This window comes from [Clostridium] polysaccharolyticum (genome assembly GCF_900111595.1).
Lineage (GTDB): Bacteria > Bacillota > Clostridia > Lachnospirales > Lachnospiraceae > Clostridium_AI > Clostridium_AI polysaccharolyticum.
In genome coordinates this window covers 178,344-195,647 of the sequence record NZ_FOHN01000003.1, presented here as the reverse complement: position 1 = coordinate 195,647, position 17,304 = coordinate 178,344, and the positions used below count along the sequence as shown (strand labels likewise).

Genomic DNA, 17,304 nt, shown 5'->3' with positions numbered 1-17,304 from the left:
ACTGGTGCTTCACTTACCACTGGTGCTTCACTTACCACTGGTGCTTCACTTACCACTGGTGCTTCACTTACCACTGGTGCTTCACTTGTTTCTGGTGCTACACTTGTTTCTGGTGTACTAGCAATACCATTTTTTAAAGCTACACTCTTATTTACATCTAATGCAACTTCAATTTTTTTAGATCCAACTGTAACATCAAGAACTAATTTTTTAATAACAATAGTCTTTCCACTTGGAGAAGTTACAGTAGTAGTAGCACTTTCATCAACAGTCCATTCCTCAGCTTTTAATGATTTTCCACCGTAAGATACAGCGAATGCATCTCCAATGATATCAGAAAGAGCTGTTTTCTCTGATTCAAGCTTTGTCTGAGCTACTGTAACACTTGCCTGCTTATCTGTTACAGTAAAAGTTGTGTAATATTTTGCTACACAATCTTTTTCAGCAGCATCTTTAAATGTATACTGTAATGCAATTGTATAAGTTCCAGCAGGAATCTTTTTCACTACATCTGATTCTGTCTTTGTAATAGTGATAACACCTGCTTCATCATACCACGTTTTAGCTAACTCAACATTTTTAGTATCTTTAATAGATAAAATCTTTAAGTTCGTACCATCAACGGCAACTTTTTCATCAAGTACACCGCCATAGTAGATTCCAAGTCCAACTGTAACTGCCTCATCTTCTGACTTATCTGTTACTGTTGTTTCAACATCCTTTTTAGAAAGAATAGGTGCAAAAGTTTTTGCCTTATTCTTATCTACTGCCTGAATTACAACTCTATAGCTTGTTTTTAAATACTCTTTTCCATCTTCTGCTTTATAGCTAACTGTGTATAAATATGTGCCTGCTTCTCTTCCTGCACCAGTAAATGCAATTTTATTACCTTCACCTACTGTTACATCTTCAGCTTTTTCGCTGACTTTTACGATTTCAACAGAACCACCTGTCATATCGTTGCCATACTGATCTTTTACTGTTACTTTAACTTCAGCACTATCCTTTAAAGTTTCACTATTAGATAATGTTACATTTGCTTTATCAAATGTTAAAGATGTAGGAACTGAAGCCTTACCTACTGTAATAGGCAATGTAGCAATTACGGTACCTGCTGCATCTTTTACGATGATATTAGCAGTACCTTCACCTACTATAGTAATAGAAATTGCTTTATTTACTGCTTTGTCGCTTACCATAGCAACTAAGTCATTGCTTGTAGCAAATGTAAACTTCTCATAATCAGCATCGGAAATTTCTTTCTTTTCACTGTTTACGATTTTAAAGTAAACATTGTAACCTGTTGAACCAACAGGTAAAGATGTAACCTGTTTGTAGTCTGCTGCATCAAAGTTTACAGCATCCTTGCTAATGCTGTAAGCAATGCCATCTGCTGCTACGCTAGCCTGTGGTACTGCTGTAATTGTAACATCACCTGTTTCAATTACGCCTGTTTCAGCATTGTTTTCATATACATATGTATGATAAGTAGCTTTTGCAACTGCTTTACTGTTTAATGAGTTGAAATAAACACTGTCGCCTTGAGTATAACCATCTGTTACATCATAGCTGAAATCAATGTAAACTGGTTTTTTGCTTAATGGGCTCTCGCTAAGAACAACACCATTAGCATCTAATTCAACAACTTTGATTTCTGTTAAAGTATTTACTGGAATTGTTTTTGGAACGATATCCAGTTTTGCTGTTTTAGCATCTGTTGCTGTAAATTCTGCTGTAAACTGGCCATATTTTACTGTATAAGCTTTGCCGTCTTTAATAGCATTATACATTGTCAATGTAACTTCTTTGCCTGCTGCTTTAACCTCTTTCACAGCCTGAGCTACGCTTGTTTCTTTATTGGTTACTACGAAATCAGCAGGAGCAAATTTCTTAGAAGAAACATCTGTTTTAAATGTAGCTTTTAATTCAGTTGTAGATGTCTGAACTACTGTATCTAATACAGCACCAACATAAACTTTAACTGTAGCAACTTTGTTGTTTTTGTTGCTGTTAGATGTTGATTTGGTAGCTTTTGCATAAACATTGATTGTTGTTGTGCCTTCAGCTTTAGCTGTTACTTTACCGCTTGTTGCACCAACAGTTACGATTGTCTTATCAGATGTTGTATATCTGATAACGTCTGTGGATGTAGCTGGTGTTAAAGCAGCTTTCAATGTAGCTGTATCGCCAACTGCTCCTAAGAATAATTCGGAATCAGCTGTTACTGCTTTTGCTCTCTGTAAAACTTTGAAAGTTTTGCTTGCTACTGCTTTGCCAGTTTTTTTGTTTTTGGCTGTAATTTTTACAGAACCTGGAGCTACTGCTTTCATTTTTCCAGTTGTAGCACCAATTGTTGCTACTTTTTTGTTGCTAGTAGTAAATTTAACTGATTTTCCTGCAACTTTTAAATTGTAAGTATGACCTGCATAAATTGTGCTAGGTGCTGCTGCTCCGCTCTTTAATGTAATCTTGCTGGCTGCACTTACATTAAAAGGTTTTACTAATGTAAATACCATAGCTAATGCAAGAAAAAGAGCTAATTTTTTTGCGAATTGTTTCATAATCCTTTCTTCCTCCTTAAATAATTTGGTTCACATTATACTTCTTGCTTTCCATAAGCTTACCGGACACGGGTTTCCATATATGTCCTGTATTTACTTATGACCGGACATAGAATTATAATCTTTCCAATAACAAGATGATTATAGCAACTATCAAACTAAAGGTCAAGCATTTTTCTCCATATCCTGTATGAGCTGGACAGTTTTCCCATCATCTTTTATGCTGCTGGCAATTATATCCTATGCCGGATAGCTTCCGCCTATGCTTTAGCTATCCTTAATATGGTTATATAATGCACCTTGTTTGTGGCAAATTTATGTCATGCCTTTGTCATAAACGGTCTTTTTGCCTTTTCTTCATGTTTTTTGGACACAAATAACAAAAGCCCCTGGACTTCAGGAGCTTTTTGAATCTCTTCATATTATATTAAGAATCTAAGAACAGGTCTTAACCTTAGATTGCTAAAATCTTTTCAACAGCCGCTTTCATTTCTGTCTTGTCACAAACTGTGTCATGAAGTACGGAAGCTGTACGAATCTCTTCAATAGCATTTGGAACCGCTGTTTTACTGATCTCACATAATTTATCCACCAATTCGAAATCAGACATAGCATCATAAGACGGATCAATTGCTGTCATTACACTCCTTGCAAATTTATAAGGACTTGCTGTGGAAGCAACCAATGTCTTGGTTTCATCTTTTGTGTCTTCTTTGTACTTCCTGCATACATAAGAAGCTACCGCTGTATGAGTATCCAGTACATAACCAGTCTTGTCATATAAGGACTTAATAGCCTCCTTTGTATTATCTTCACTGGCATATCCGCCAGCAAAATCAGCAAGCTGTTCTTTCATGGATTCTGTAATGGTGTATTCTCCCTTTGCAGCTAATGCATCCATTAATCCTTTACAAGCTGCTGCATCGTTATCTGCGATTTTATAAATCAGCCTCTCTAAGTTACTTGAAATCAAAATATCCATAGATGGGGATGAAGTTAAAATAAACTCACGGTTACGGTCATATTTTCCTGTTTCAAAGAAATCAAATAATACTTTATTTTCATTGGAGGCACAGATTAATTTATTTACTGGAAGTCCCATGTTTTTTGCATAGTATGCTGCAAGAATATTGCCAAAGTTACCAGTTGGCACTACTACATTGATCTTTTCACCATCTTTGATTTCACCGTCAGCTAGTAATTTTGCATAGGCGTATACATAGTATACCACCTGTGGCACAAGCCTGCCTATGTTAATGGAATTGGCTGATGAGAACTGGAAGCCTTTTTGGTCCATTTTTCCAGCTAATTCCTTGTCATTGAACATAGCTTTAACACCACTCTGGGCATCATCAAAATTCCCTTTAATTCCAACTACATATGTATTCTTGCCTTTCTGGGTTACCATCTGTCTTTCCTGTACTGGGCTTACACCATTCTTTGGATAGAATACAATGATTTTTGTTCCTTCTACATCGGCGAAACCTGCTAAAGCAGCTTTTCCTGTATCACCGGAAGTAGCAGTCAGGATTACGATTTCATTTTTTATGTTATTCTTCTTTGCTGCTGTTGTTAATAAATGTGGCAGAATAGACAATGCCATATCTTTGAATGCGATAGTAGAACCGTGGAACAGCTCCAAATAATAAGCACCATCTGCTTTTACTAAAGGTGCAATCTCCTCTGTATCGAATTTGCTGTCATAAGCCTTTGCAATACAGTTTTTCAATTCTTCTTCTGTAAAATCCGTAAAAAATAATTTCATTACTTCATAAGCAACTTCCTGGTAGCTCATTTTAGATAACGCTTCCATTGATACGTTCAATGCTGGAAGCGTTTCTGGAACAAACAAGCCACCATCCTCTGCCAATCCCTTCAGGATAGCCTGGGAAGCTGTTACTGTTTTATCATTGCTTCGTGTACTTTTGTACAATAGATTCATCTTATCTCATCCTTTTCTTAAAATTATGTCCAAATTCAGAACACGCTAAGTTGCGATAATTATAACACGAATCCATAGCAGTATCAATAAGCTTTTATTTATAAAACTCATGGGTTCCATGCTGAAATACCTTTGTTAAAGCTCGGTCAAACCACGTTACACTTGATGCCACCGCTCTGCTTCTTGACATAAAGTACAATGCTCCTTCGGATTTGTCTTCCCCGCCAAGTACCCGGTCCACTGCTTCTTTCGTTTCGTCACTGATGCTTACCTGATAATAACGTCGATCTTTAATAGGTGAGAACTGATACACCGAACCACTTCTCTGGAATACAACTCCCTCAACGGAATCTGGGAAATGCGTACTTTTTACTCTGTTTAATACCACATTGGCAACCAGCATTTTCCCAGTAATATCTTCCCCTGTAGCTTCTGCCTCCACGATGCGAAGAAGAATGTCTTTTTCACCACTAGCCAGCTTTATGGCATTTTTTCCTTCTTTTTTATTCAAGAAAGCCTCCACTTCCTTTTTGGATTTAGCCTGTTTCTCTTTTGCCTGCTTTTGCTTTATACGTCTCTTTTCTACGGGATCATTGGCAACGGAATCGATTATATTCACATTTTTTAATTGGCCTGATTCCTGTTTAAACGCTTCCATTCTGGCATAATTCTCTTCAAATGCCTTTGTGCTTAACGCACGGACTGCAGTATCCTGTGCATTCTCTTGTTTGTCTGCAGTCTCTATTTCCTCACTGTCATTTTGTATTGCGTTGCCCATACAAAGCACATCATCTTGTTCACCAAATAAATAAGCTTCCGTAGGATTCCCTACTTCTTTTGCATACACTCCTTCTGAAAAACGTGATTCAGAACTCATAGCTATTATAATTGCAATTAATGCATATGCCGTAATCAGCATACTCCATTTACATCCGCTAAAAAACAGATTGTTCGTATATGCTTTTACTCGCATAAGCAATTTTCTATTTTTCATGATAACTCCTCTTTTCTTCCAATATTGAATCCATCTTATTACACAACTGGCAATATTTTCTTTCTAACACGTAACTTGTCTAGCATTTTAATTCAATATTCCTTTTTCTGTCAATATACTTTAATTTAATTTAGTTAATACTACTTTTGTATTTACTTAAATTGTATCTTCATACAAAATTTTAAACAAATTTTATATTTCCGATACAATCATTATTAGTAAATTCTTCTATTAAAATATTACCATTTTGTTAAATATTTATTACATATTTTATGCCCATTTTCGGAATTTATTCAAAGAATGTTGCTTTTCTCTTGAGAAATCATGGAAATCTGCCGAAATATTTTTGTAATATTTCGTGTTACACTTTTTCTGCCAACATATGATATAATATGGTTACATCTTAATTAGGAGGTGCAATTATGGCTTTAAAGCCTGGTGTATATACATCCAAAAGAAAAGACGGCACAATGTGGTATCGTTCTTCTATCACATTTCAAAATAAACATATCAGCCTAGGCAGTTTTGAAACGGAAGAGGCTGCCCACGGAGCTTATTTAGAAGCACAGAACCTGCTTTCTTCTGAATCCTCTTCGTTTGAGGAGCAATTGAATGAAATGCATTATCTTAAATTTTCAAAATATGTTACCCTTTATAATTTCAAAACAACTGGATTTTACTTCAAAACTCCCATTTTATTAAAGGACAATTACTTCCTATATTATTTAACTTCCGACCTTGTCTTAAAGTTTGATGTGGATGACTTATTCTTTTATTCTAAACACACAATTTCCAGACGAGGCGGCCACCTGTTTGTATCCGACTATGGAATGCAAGTGAATATTTTATCCCGGTACGGAATTAAAAATTTTGCTGTGATTAACCGTGACTACCGCTTTATCAATGGAGATACCCTAGATTTCCGATATAAGAATATTGAGATCATTAATAAATATTATGGGGTTAAGAAAATCATGAAGAATGGATTATTCCTTTATGAATCTGTTATACATATTAACGGGAACTATAAGATTGGGACTTATAAGACAGAAACAGAAGCAGCCGTCGCTTATAATAAGGCGGTTGATATTGTCCAGAAAAAGGGTTATAACAAGAACTTCTTAACTAATTTCATCATTGAAATTGACGAAATCGGATATGCTTCCTTATATAATAAATTACGAATTTCTAAAAAAATCAGAGAATTATAGCAAGGCTTTTTTTTTACTTGAAAATATGCTATAATAAGTGTATTATATTTCTTCTTCCATTTATATAAAAAGAAAGACATTCCGCTACAATGTCTTTCTTTTTCTGCTTTTTGGGAGGAAGCTTTTCTTAAACCCATGCATCTTTAATACATAAGAAGAAATTCCTATTAAAGTCATGGAAGTAAGCATTTGTATAAAGATGCTAAATTCTATCCAGTCACTTTGCATGAAAGCAGGAACCCACTCTACAATGCCGCTTTGTCTGCTGCCAAAAAACATATATACATAGGTACTTAGAGGGTTCAGAAGAAACATATAATATATCCCGCTAAATTCATTGGCGTTATGAATTCTCATATCTTCACGCATGTACCCATTTAAATTATACAGGACTATAGTACCTACTGTTATTAATATAAGAAACACATATGTCCAGACTGCTGCTGAAATGGTACTGTTTTTTATGGTAGAAAAAAAGATTCCTACACTGGTTACATATAAAGATGTTACAAATAACAGAATCAGAAACTGAAGCTCAAGCTTTGCTGGCATGCTTCTTGTTACAGTCAGCACAGTAGTTAAAGGAAAACCTGATATAATGATTACGAAAACAACCGTAACCACATATGCCATCTTGCCGCAGATAAAATGGAGTGCTTTTAGTTTTGAAGTTAATAATAAATCTAATGTGTGTTTTTCCCTCTCTCCTGCTACAGCTCCCGCAGTAAGGGCTGGAACGATAAAAAAGATACTTACAAGTTCCATTCCACTAATTAGAGAATACATCTGTTCACAGCTTTCATAGTCAAAGGCAAGCTGTCCATTTCCTTTGTGCATGCCTATATAAAGAAATAAAATAATGGCAATTCCAAAACATAAGTTATAAGTAAAAATAAGCAGAGCAAACTTTATGCTTCTAACGTTTAATTTTAAATCTTTCAAATAAACTGGATTTATTCTCATACTGCTCCCGCCTTCTTTCTTTTTCTTCCTCTAATTCAAAAAACGCATCCTCTAAACTGCCGTTCGTCCGACTGAAACTAATTACCTGAACCCCTTTGGACACCAGCTCATATAACAATTGTGCTTCCTGCCCCTTGTTGCCATGAAACGTAATTTCCAATACATCCTCCGCTATGGAAATCCTTTTTACATTGGCATTTGCTTTCAAAATAAGAAGTGCCAAAGACATATCTCCTAAAACCGTAATGTGTATAGCTCTTGATTCCCTAGCCTGACTTAGAACTTGTTTTATTGTTCCTTCTATTTCAATAGATCCATTTTTTATAATGCCAATCTGGGTACAGGTATTTTGTAACTCTGCAAATGAACTAGATGACAAAACAATGGTTTTCCCCTGCTGTTTTAAGTAACGAAGTGTTTCCATTATTTCTGTTTTTCCTACAGGATCTAACCCTGCCAGTGGTTCATCTAACATTAACAGCACCGGATTATGCACTAAGCATCTTGCAACTCCCAGCTGCTGTTTCTTTGCCCTGGATAAAGTCTTCACATAAGAGTCTGCCTGTTTCGTAAGATTCACCATGTCCAGCAGTTCTCTTAGATACTTATCTACCGAATAAGACAATCCATACATAGTACTAAAAAACTCTAGATATTCTAAAACTTTCATCTTATCATATATCTGAAACTTCTCTGGCAGATAGCCAGCAGACTCCTGTATCATACGTTTTTCTTTTAAGATATCGCTTCCGAATAAATGAATGCTTCCTCCATCTGCCTGCAGCAGGCCCATACAGATTTTCATAAATGTTGTCTTGCCTGCACCAATAGGACCAATAAGTCCGTAGATTTCTCCTGATTGTACTTTCATTGACAAATCATCCAGTACCGTCTTTTCTCCAAACCTTTTTTGTACATGAACCACATCCAGCATTATTTCACCTCCCCAAACACGGAAATCACTGGCAGAATATCTTGTTCCAATTGTGCGGCATCTTCCGTCAATGAATACTTTAATGTAAACTTATTAAAACTGGTCAGATAGTTCCGTTCTTTCAGCCTAGTCAATACCTCACTTTCCGAATCCGGATACACTGTTTCATACTTCTTCGTCTTAACATTCCATATGCTTATCATTCCATTAAATTTCTTTTTATCGTTTAAATTCTTGTTTAACCACAAACCAAGTACCCTATATTCTGAAGGCACATAATAGTCCATAATGACATAATCGCCTTCTATCCTGCGTTCTAACGGATCGATTCTTCCAATATGAATCTCTTCCCATTTTTCAATGTCTGTCAGCATTCTTTTATTGCAGTAATTCGTCTTGACTTGCCCAATGTGATAAACCATTACATTTATGTTTTTCTTGGAATTACTGTTTTTTAATGTATCTGATTTATTGCTGGTCCTTAAAAATCCAATTAAAAAAGTATCATTATTGTAAGTAAAACATTTGTCTTTTAAGCAGTACTGCATAACAGCATTTTTTAAGTATTCTTCCATATTATCCTGTGCCTGCAGGCCATTTAAATTCCTTTTTGTCTTATATACCTGATTCGGATCCGTGTAAATCTTCAAATGATTTACCATGTGCTGTTTTCCACCAATAATAAATTTTGTCTCATTGTCAAAGGAACCAATAGGCACTACCTGATTATTGCTTAAAAGAACCGCCTGTTCAATATCAAATCCCAAATGGTTTTCCATATATCCATATATCGTTCTTCCATCATACCCCAGACTAGAACTTATACTGCCTTTGCTTTCATGAGAAGATTCACTTTTAAATACATAAGGCTTCATATATAATGGGTTTTGGATTTTAACTGTTGCATTCTTTTCCCTATTTGCTATTTTGACTTCATATTCTTTCTTATCTCTTTTTCTTGCTTTGGACATGCTAAGAGCTGGATTTGAATCTTTTAATATAACATTATTTTGTTTCTTAATCGTAAATTTTTCACTGCTTCTATTGGGAGCAACAATACTAAAGAAAGTCTCTGTCTTTACCCTGTCGCTTGCGTCATCATAATTGTAAATAGACACACTCTGCACAATCAGCTTATTCAAAACCGTATTTTGTCCTGCAGCTATAAATACCAGAATAAATACGAAAGATGTAATCAGAATGCCGCTATAATAGCAGATATTTTTTTTTGATTTACGGACAAACCAGAATAGTACTGGTCCTGCCACTACTATATAAACCAAAGATATCCCCATATAGAGCATCGGTTTAGGAAGATATTTTGTATCTACCGTCTTAAGGCTTCTTATCAGTTCCTGTTCTCCTGTATCCCTCCCATTGGCTTCTCTAATCCGCCTTTCTTCTTTGTAATCACTGTGATGTGCCTTTAGATCATGCCAAATGTCAAATGTCCGTTCCCCTGTTCCGCCCACTGCTGCAGCCATATTGTCTTGGTAACACCATTCAATAATGACACCTTTTTTATTGGGATAAACATAATACAAAACATTATCTTTTTCATCTCGGATAACTCTTTTCTCTTTTTCCTCTCCCCCTAAATAGTTTCGCAACACTTTGGACTGGCTTTCTAATAGAACCGTTCCTCCATCCCAGTTCCACTCCCTGATTTTTTTAAAGATGGTTAAAGGTTCTTCGTACATCGCCCTGCTTCCTATATAAATCCCTTCAAAGCAGTCGAATCCCTCTACGCTTTCTGGCATTTCATCATATGCTATGGGAATCGCCCGAAATGCTTTTCCCTCATCCTTCTCAAATTTTGTTTCATCCTGTCCAATAACTCCAAGATAAAATACAGAAGGATCCGGCTCTATCCTTAATTTCTGTGTTTCGATTAACCGCTCTCTTCCATCAGGACCTACCATTTTAAACGTTACGCTTGTTGTATCATTCTCAATAGGAATAGAAAAATTTATTTTTTTCTTAATCCCCTTCTTTAGGGCAATCTCTGTTTCATAAACAGCATGTATCTGTTCTGAATCATTTTCAGGGACTGCTTGAATATAACCATAAAAATCATTTACTTTAGCCTGTACATAAGCATTTACATTCGCACTTCGCCCATATTTTACAGTCTGCCCAAAATTAATGGATACTTTCATGGTAAATGAAGCACCTTTTTTAGCTTCCAATAGAACAGGACTTTTTTCTATTATGCTAAACAAAATAAGTGCAATGAAAAATGTGGCGATTCTAAAAAAACATTTTTTATTCATCCGCCTTATCCTCCTCGCTTTCACAAAGCCTAAGTTTTACTTCAAAAACTGTCCCTTCTAAATCACTTCTGGCTTCTATGGTTCCATTATGAAGCTCAACAATCCTTTTGGCAATTGCTAATCCTAAGCCACTTCCCCCTGTAGTCTCTGCTCTGGAATTTTCAACTCTATAAAACCGCTCAAAGATATGCTTTAATGCCTCCTTTGGAATAACAGCACCATAATTGAGAACCGAAACAACCGCATATGCCCCTTCTTGCTTTAGCGTAATATTAATGTACTTTCCATCCCTTCCGTACTTAATCGCATTGCTGACCAGATTTCCAATCGCCCTTGCTAAGGTATTGCCATCAGCCCAGATAATCGCTTCAGGAACTTCACATTGAAAATCATATTCTAATTGAGCTTCTTTAAAACTTGGATAAAATTCATCTGCCATCTGTTCCATAAATTTCACAAGATCAATTTTCTCATAATGCATTTTCACTTCATCGGTACTGTATTTTGTATAACTGAATAAATCCTCTGTCAGCTGTTCTAATCTCTTAGACTTATCATATGCAATCTTAAGATACCGTTCTTTTATCTCTGGCTGCAGATCCGTTCTAAAAACAATCAGATATAAATATCCAATTATAGAAGTAAGCGGTGTACGAATATCATGGGCAACACTGGTTATTAGTTCATTTTTCACATCCTCATTCTGCTGTTCATCACACAAAAACAGATAAACACTGTCAGACATTTCATTTAATTTCTCTGCAACTGCACCAAATTCACTATCATTTCTTATGGGAATCTTATATTCGAAATTTCCCAAGGATATTTCCTGTATCCCTGCAGTAATATCCATTAAGTCTCTAGAAAACTTTCTCGTCAGCAGCATAAAATATAGTATTACTAATACTGCTCCTAAAAGTACAGCCAACGCAATGAATCCTAATATGAAATCTGACTTTATATCTGGCATCTTCCTATCCTGATATTCTAGTGAGCTGGTAAATGCAATAGGGTCTTTTACGGCTTCAGCAGTTACACTATCTTTCTGCTCCTGCATTGCGAGCTTGGCAAGAGCATAAATTCCTCCCATAATGACTGCTTCCGTGAGTGCCGCAAGTATAAAGCTGCAAATCAGAATCACTAGCAGTTCCATACGAAAACTCTTTTTCTTACCTGTCAATTTTATAACCTACTCCCCACACAGTCTTAATAATCTGTGCATTTCTAGAATCCAGTTCTATTTTTTCACGTATTCTGCGAATATGCACCATAACCGTATTGTTTGCTTCATACATTTTTTCATTCCACACCTGTTCAAAAATTTCATCTGTACTGAACACTCTTCCTGGATTTGAAGCTAACAGAAACAGAATATCAAATTCTATAGGAGTCAGTTTTACTTCCCTTTCAAATGCCACAACCCTATGGGTTTCTTTCTGAATGGTAAGATCCATGAGCTGAATCTCTGTATTATGTAATTTCTCACTTGTGTTAGGATTTAACTGGGTAAATCTTCTTAACTGTGATTTTACCCTTGCCATCAGCTCTAATGGATTAAATGGCTTGCTGACATAATCATCTGCACCGCTTCCTAGTCCTACGATTTTATCTAAGTCAGAAGATTTTGCACTTAAGAAAATAATGGGTATCGTGGACTTTTTTCTGATTTCCTTACACATTTCAATTCCATCCATGCCTGGCATCATAATATCTAAAACAACTAATTGAATTTCTTCTTGTTCCAGTATTTTTAAGCCTTCATCTGCTGAATATGCTTTCTTTACTAAAAAACCATCACTTACTAAATGAATCTCTACTAAATCTGCGATTTCCTTTTCATCATCCACTACTAATATCATTTCCTGACTCATAACAATCCCCTTTCTTCTGCTTTTATAATAGCACGTCCCCCTGCTCTATGTCCTTACAAAAAGCTTAAAGTTGACAGATAGAAAACAAGTGCATGTCCAATCCGGAACAAGCACTTGCTATATAGAAATATCAGATGCTAAACCTGCAAAATATAATGCTATGGAAATCAGTAACACTATTCCATTTACAGCCAGTCCAATGACTGGATACCGATAAAGAATGTCTTCTTTTTTCATTGCCCTTATAGAAAGGACAATTCCTGCTATAGAACAGAATAGAATCAAAAGTCCTGCCAGTCCTACGCCCAAACCGCCCTGCTTCTTGCTGGTAACTGCAAAAAGTACCAGAAATGCAATAAGCAGCACACCTCCTAAGATGGATGCAAAAATTCCTTCTTTCGGATGTGCCTTATCTGAAAATGTATATGCTTCTCTGCGTTTTCCTATCTGCATCATTTTTTCTTTCCTTTCTTTCGCACTAGGCAAAAAGACTGTGCTGTTTTATATAACATAAACCCAATTATTCCACCAGCTGTATTTAAAAAAATATCATCTACATCAAACGTTCCCACTTTTAAGGCAAACTGCACAATCTCAATAAGCAAAGTAAATTCCATTGCTGAACCAGCTATAAAAAGAAAACTTTCTTTTCTCTGATTCTTGCTTAAAAGCGGAAGAAAAAAACCCAGCGGAACAAAAGCAAGGATATTCATAATGAAATTAATAATAAAATACTGATACATGCCATTTCTAAAACACCAGAATGACCGTTTTACTTCTGCCAAAAATATTATGTTATAACGATACTCTGTTTCCACATTGCTTCTATTTAAGTATTCGCTAAAAAACAAAAAATAAGCCATTATCAGCAAATACATCACAAACAATACCCAGGAAAATCTTTTTACCACCCTTTTATGTTTCTTTTTCAAGACTAACTCTCTCCTATTTCTCAACCAGATCCTTTCTCATTATATACGATCCCTTTTCAGTCGTAAAGAGAAAGAGACTGAAAAATTAACTTTTCAATCTCTTTGCACGAATAACAAAATTATTTTCTTAATTCAATTCCTGATTTCTCTAAGTTCTTAAGAATTTTATCCATAATTGTGTTTACGTCCTGATCTGCCAAAGTACGATCATTTGCACGGAAACTGATTGAATATGCAACGGATTTGTAACCTTCTTTAATCTGGCTTCCTTCGTATACGTCAAATAATCTTAATTCTTCTAATAATTTGCCGCCACATTTACGAATTACTTCTTCTATCTGGCCTACCATAATGGATTTTTCCATTACCATACTGATATCACGAGTTACAGCCGGATATTTTGCTATTCCTTTGTATTTAATATCAAAATTTGCACGGGATACCACTTCTGGCATATCAATGTCTGCAATGTAAACACGTTCGCCAATTCCGTAAGTTTCAGAAACTTCTGGATGAACTTCTCCTAAATATCCGATTACCGTTCCATCATAGATGATATTTGCCTGTCTTCCTGGATGTAAGAAAGGTTTCTTTGATGCTGGATCATAAGTTTCTAAACCTCTTAAACCTGCTTTTTCTAAAAATTCTTCTACAATGCCTTTTAAGTCAAAGAAATCGCCTGCGCCAAACATACCTAAGGTAAGCTGTGTTCTTTCATCTGGAAGTTCTGTCAACGGTAATGCCTTTGGAATATAAATATTTGCTATTTCATAAAGTCTGACATCTTTGTTTCTTCTATTATAATTGGTTGCTAAAGAGGTTAACATGCCATTTAAAGTAGAAGTTCTCATGATGCTATAATCTTCTCCAAGAGGGTTAGAAATAACGATTGCATCTCTTAAAGAATCTTCCTGTTCTATTCTTAACTTCTCAAATACCTTTGGACTTTCAAATGAGTATGTCATAGCTTCTGAGAAACCGAACTGTTCGGCTACATTACGTGCAATGTTTTCCATTCTCAATTTTAAAGATAAACTTCCATTTGCACTTCCTTTTGGAAGAGTTGTTGGGATGTTGTCATATCCGTAAAAACGTGCAACTTCTTCTGCAACATCTGCAAGACAGTGAATATCCTGTCTCCATGTTGGAATCGTAAGTTCTTTGTTTGTTTCATCTACTTCAAAATCAATCATTTTAAAGTATCCAGCCATTTCTTCTTCTGAAATGTCTGTCCCTAATAACTTGTTGATTTTCTCAGGATTATAACCAACTTTAACTGGTTCATTTACGTTCTCATATTCATCTACATATCCGCCAACAACTTCACCTGCACCCAATTCTTCTATTAATTCGCATGCACGGTCTATTGCCAGTTTTGCGGTATTCGGATCTAAGCCTTTTTCAAATTTTGCCTGTGCATCTGTACGCATGCCTAATTTCTTGCCAGAAAGACGAATGTTGGTACCATCGAAACAAGCTGCTTCGAATAGCATAGCAGTTACATCATCTGTAATCTTGGAATTGTCTCCCCCCATAATGCCTGCAATGCCAATTGCTTTTTGGGCATCACAGATCATTAGCATGGAAGAATCTAATTTTCTCTCCTGTCCGTCTAATGTGGTAAATGTCTCTCCATCATTTGCACGACGAACTACAATTTTATTGCCAGCAATTGTACTTAAATCATATGCATGCATTGGCTGGCCATACTCTTCCATAACATAGTTTGTAATGTCTACAATATTATTAATTGGACGGATTCCACAAGCTGCAAGTCTTCTTTGCATCCATTCCGGAGATGGTCCTATTTTAATATTTTTAACTACACGCCCTACATAACGTTTGCAAAGATCTTTGTCTTTGATTTCTACGCTTACCATATCCTGTACATTTTCGCTGTTGCCTGTTGCTTTGATTTCTGGTAATACAAATGGTTTACGGAATGTTGCTGCTGCTTCTCTTGCAATCCCGATAATGGAAAAACAGTCAACACGGTTGGATGTTACTTCGTATTCTACAACAACGTCATTTAAACCTAATAATTCCACTACTGAACTTCCAATTGGAGCATCTTTGTAATTTTCATTATCACTTAAAATGTAGATTCCATCTTCTGCTGCATCTGGATAAAACTCTTTGGATGAACCTAATTCGTCGATAGAACACATCATGCCAAAAGATTCTACACCACGAAGTTTTCCTTTTTTAATTTTAATTCCTTCAGGATGTGGCTTATTATCATGTGCACTTCCTGCAACTCGTCCACCATCTAAAACAACTGGTACTTTATCGCCTTCTTTTACGTTTGGAGCACCTGTTACGATCTGTACCTGATCTCCTTCTTCTGAAATCTGTACCTGACAGATAATTAATTTATCTGCATCAGGATGTCTTTCTATCTTTAAAATTTTACCTACTACGATTTTTTCTAAGTTTTTATCTAATTCTTCGTAACCTTCTACTTTTGTTCCGGACAATGTCATTGCATCCATGTACTCTCTAGCTGTACAGGATAACTCTGGTACATATGCTTTCACCCATGATAACGGTGTATTCATTGTTATTCCTCCTTAAAATTGAAATACTAAAACTGTTTCAAGAATCTTGTATCATTTTCGTATAATAAACGCATATCATCGATTTCATATTTTAATAATGCAATACGCTCTAATCCAACACCGAATGCGAATCCAACGTATTCTTCTGGATCAATTCCACTCATTTCCAACACATGTGGGTGAACCATGCCACAGCCTAGGATTTCAATCCAGCCTTCGCCCTTACAGAAACGGCAGCCTTTTCCGCCACATTTAAAACAGGAAACATCCATCTCAGCACTTGGCTCTGTAAACGGGAAGTGGTGAGGCCTGAATTTAACTTTTGTATCTTCTCCGAATACTTGTTTTGCAAACTCAGCTAATGTGCCTTTTAAATCCGCAAAGGTTACATCTTTATCAATTACAAGTCCTTCTACCTGATGGAAGGATGGGGAATGTGTTGCATCTACTTCATCAGAACGGAATACACGTCCTGGTGCAATCATGCGGATAGGCACTTTGCCTTTTTCCATTTCGTGTACCTGTGTAGAAGAAGTCTGTGTACGAAGTACAATATTGCTGTTTATATAGAAAGTATCCTGCTCATCTTTTGCTGGATGATTTGCCGGAATGTTTAAAGCTTCAAAGTTATAATAATCGTATTCTACTTCTGGGCCTTCCACTACTTCATAACCCATTCCTATGAAAATACGTTCAATTTCTTCTAATGCAATTGTATTTGGATGACGGTGCCCCATCATAGGTTTCTTTGCAGGTAATGTAACGTCAATAGTTTCTGCTTTCATCTGTGCTTCTCTTGCTGCACTTGCTAAAGCGGTTTTCTTTTCTTCTAATACGCCCTCAATTTTTGCACGTGCTTCATTTACAAGCTGGCCAACTTTTGGCCTGTCTTCTGGTGCAACGTCTTTCATAGATTTTAAGATACTGGTAAGCTCACCTTTTTTTCCAAGGAAAGCCACACGAATATCATTTAATTCTTCCAGTTTTGCAGAAATATTGATTTTCTCAACTGCATCATTCATGATTTTCTCTAATTTTTCTTTCATGAGTAAACTCCTTTCTTGT

General features: G+C 36.0%; 13 protein-coding genes. 1 reads left to right on the top strand and 12 read right to left on the bottom strand.

Features of this window, described 5'->3' with window-relative positions; all coding sequences use genetic code 11:
* The 3 genes from BMY85_RS15485 to BMY85_RS03175 form a co-directional block, all read right to left on the bottom strand.
* A partial coding sequence (locus BMY85_RS15485) for an Ig-like domain-containing protein (RefSeq protein WP_207646527.1) occupies nucleotides 1-2,561 on the bottom strand: 2,561 nt, incomplete at its 3' end.
* Between the two features lie 454 nt (nucleotides 2,562-3,015).
* Nucleotides 3,016-4,503, bottom strand: a complete 1,488-nt coding sequence (thrC, locus tag BMY85_RS03180) for a threonine synthase (RefSeq protein WP_092476393.1) — start codon at nucleotides 4,501-4,503, stop codon at nucleotides 3,016-3,018.
* A gap of 94 nt (nucleotides 4,504-4,597) precedes the next feature.
* A complete protein-coding gene (locus tag BMY85_RS03175; RefSeq protein WP_092476391.1) occupies nucleotides 4,598-5,497 on the bottom strand; it encodes a cell wall hydrolase in 900 nt (299 codons plus the stop codon).
* A 422-nt stretch (nucleotides 5,498-5,919) separates the two neighbouring features.
* Here BMY85_RS03175 and BMY85_RS03170 point away from each other — a divergent pair, with 422 nt between their 5' ends.
* On the top strand, nucleotides 5,920-6,708 hold the full coding sequence (locus BMY85_RS03170) for a hypothetical protein (RefSeq protein WP_092476388.1): 789 nt from the start codon (nucleotides 5,920-5,922) through the stop codon (nucleotides 6,706-6,708).
* An 84-nt stretch (nucleotides 6,709-6,792) separates the two neighbouring features.
* Here BMY85_RS03170 and BMY85_RS03165 read toward each other — a convergent pair whose 3' ends face one another.
* The 9 genes from BMY85_RS03165 to pheS form a co-directional block, all read right to left on the bottom strand.
* Nucleotides 6,793-7,671 (bottom strand): ABC transporter permease, encoded by an 879-nt coding sequence (locus BMY85_RS03165; protein ID WP_092476386.1) that lies wholly within the window; start codon nucleotides 7,669-7,671, stop codon nucleotides 6,793-6,795.
* Entirely contained in the window at nucleotides 7,625-8,605 is a 981-nt protein-coding gene (locus BMY85_RS03160; RefSeq protein WP_092476383.1) for an ABC transporter ATP-binding protein, read from the bottom strand. Before BMY85_RS03160 ends, BMY85_RS03165 begins: the two co-directional genes overlap by 47 nt.
* Entirely contained in the window at nucleotides 8,605-10,878 is a 2,274-nt protein-coding gene (locus BMY85_RS03155) for a hypothetical protein (RefSeq protein ID WP_092476380.1), read from the bottom strand. Before BMY85_RS03155 ends, BMY85_RS03160 begins: the two co-directional genes overlap by 1 nt.
* Nucleotides 10,871-12,058 carry a sensor histidine kinase gene (locus BMY85_RS03150; RefSeq protein WP_092476377.1) on the bottom strand — a complete coding sequence of 396 codons (1,188 nt, stop codon included), beginning with the start codon at nucleotides 12,056-12,058 and terminating at the stop codon, nucleotides 10,871-10,873. The genes BMY85_RS03155 and BMY85_RS03150 overlap by 8 nt, the downstream gene beginning before the upstream one ends.
* Nucleotides 12,048-12,749, bottom strand: a complete 702-nt coding sequence (locus BMY85_RS03145; protein WP_092476375.1) for a response regulator transcription factor — start codon at nucleotides 12,747-12,749, stop codon at nucleotides 12,048-12,050. Before BMY85_RS03145 ends, BMY85_RS03150 begins: the two co-directional genes overlap by 11 nt.
* 117 nt (nucleotides 12,750-12,866) lie before the next feature.
* Nucleotides 12,867-13,205: a DUF6142 family protein gene (locus tag BMY85_RS03140; protein WP_092476373.1), complete on the bottom strand. Its 339-nt coding sequence runs from the start codon at nucleotides 13,203-13,205 to the stop codon at nucleotides 12,867-12,869.
* Nucleotides 13,202-13,681 carry a VanZ family protein gene (locus tag BMY85_RS03135; protein ID WP_092476370.1) on the bottom strand — a complete coding sequence of 160 codons (480 nt, stop codon included), beginning with the start codon at nucleotides 13,679-13,681 and terminating at the stop codon, nucleotides 13,202-13,204. Before BMY85_RS03135 ends, BMY85_RS03140 begins: the two co-directional genes overlap by 4 nt.
* A 119-nt stretch (nucleotides 13,682-13,800) precedes the next feature.
* Nucleotides 13,801-16,239, bottom strand: a complete 2,439-nt coding sequence (gene pheT, locus BMY85_RS03130; protein ID WP_092476368.1) for a phenylalanine--tRNA ligase subunit beta — start codon at nucleotides 16,237-16,239, stop codon at nucleotides 13,801-13,803.
* Nucleotides 16,240-16,265: 26 nt separating this feature from the next.
* On the bottom strand, nucleotides 16,266-17,285 hold the full coding sequence (gene pheS / locus BMY85_RS03125; RefSeq protein WP_092476367.1) for a phenylalanine--tRNA ligase subunit alpha: 1,020 nt from the start codon (nucleotides 17,283-17,285) through the stop codon (nucleotides 16,266-16,268).
* Between the last annotated feature and the right edge of the window lie 19 nt (nucleotides 17,286-17,304).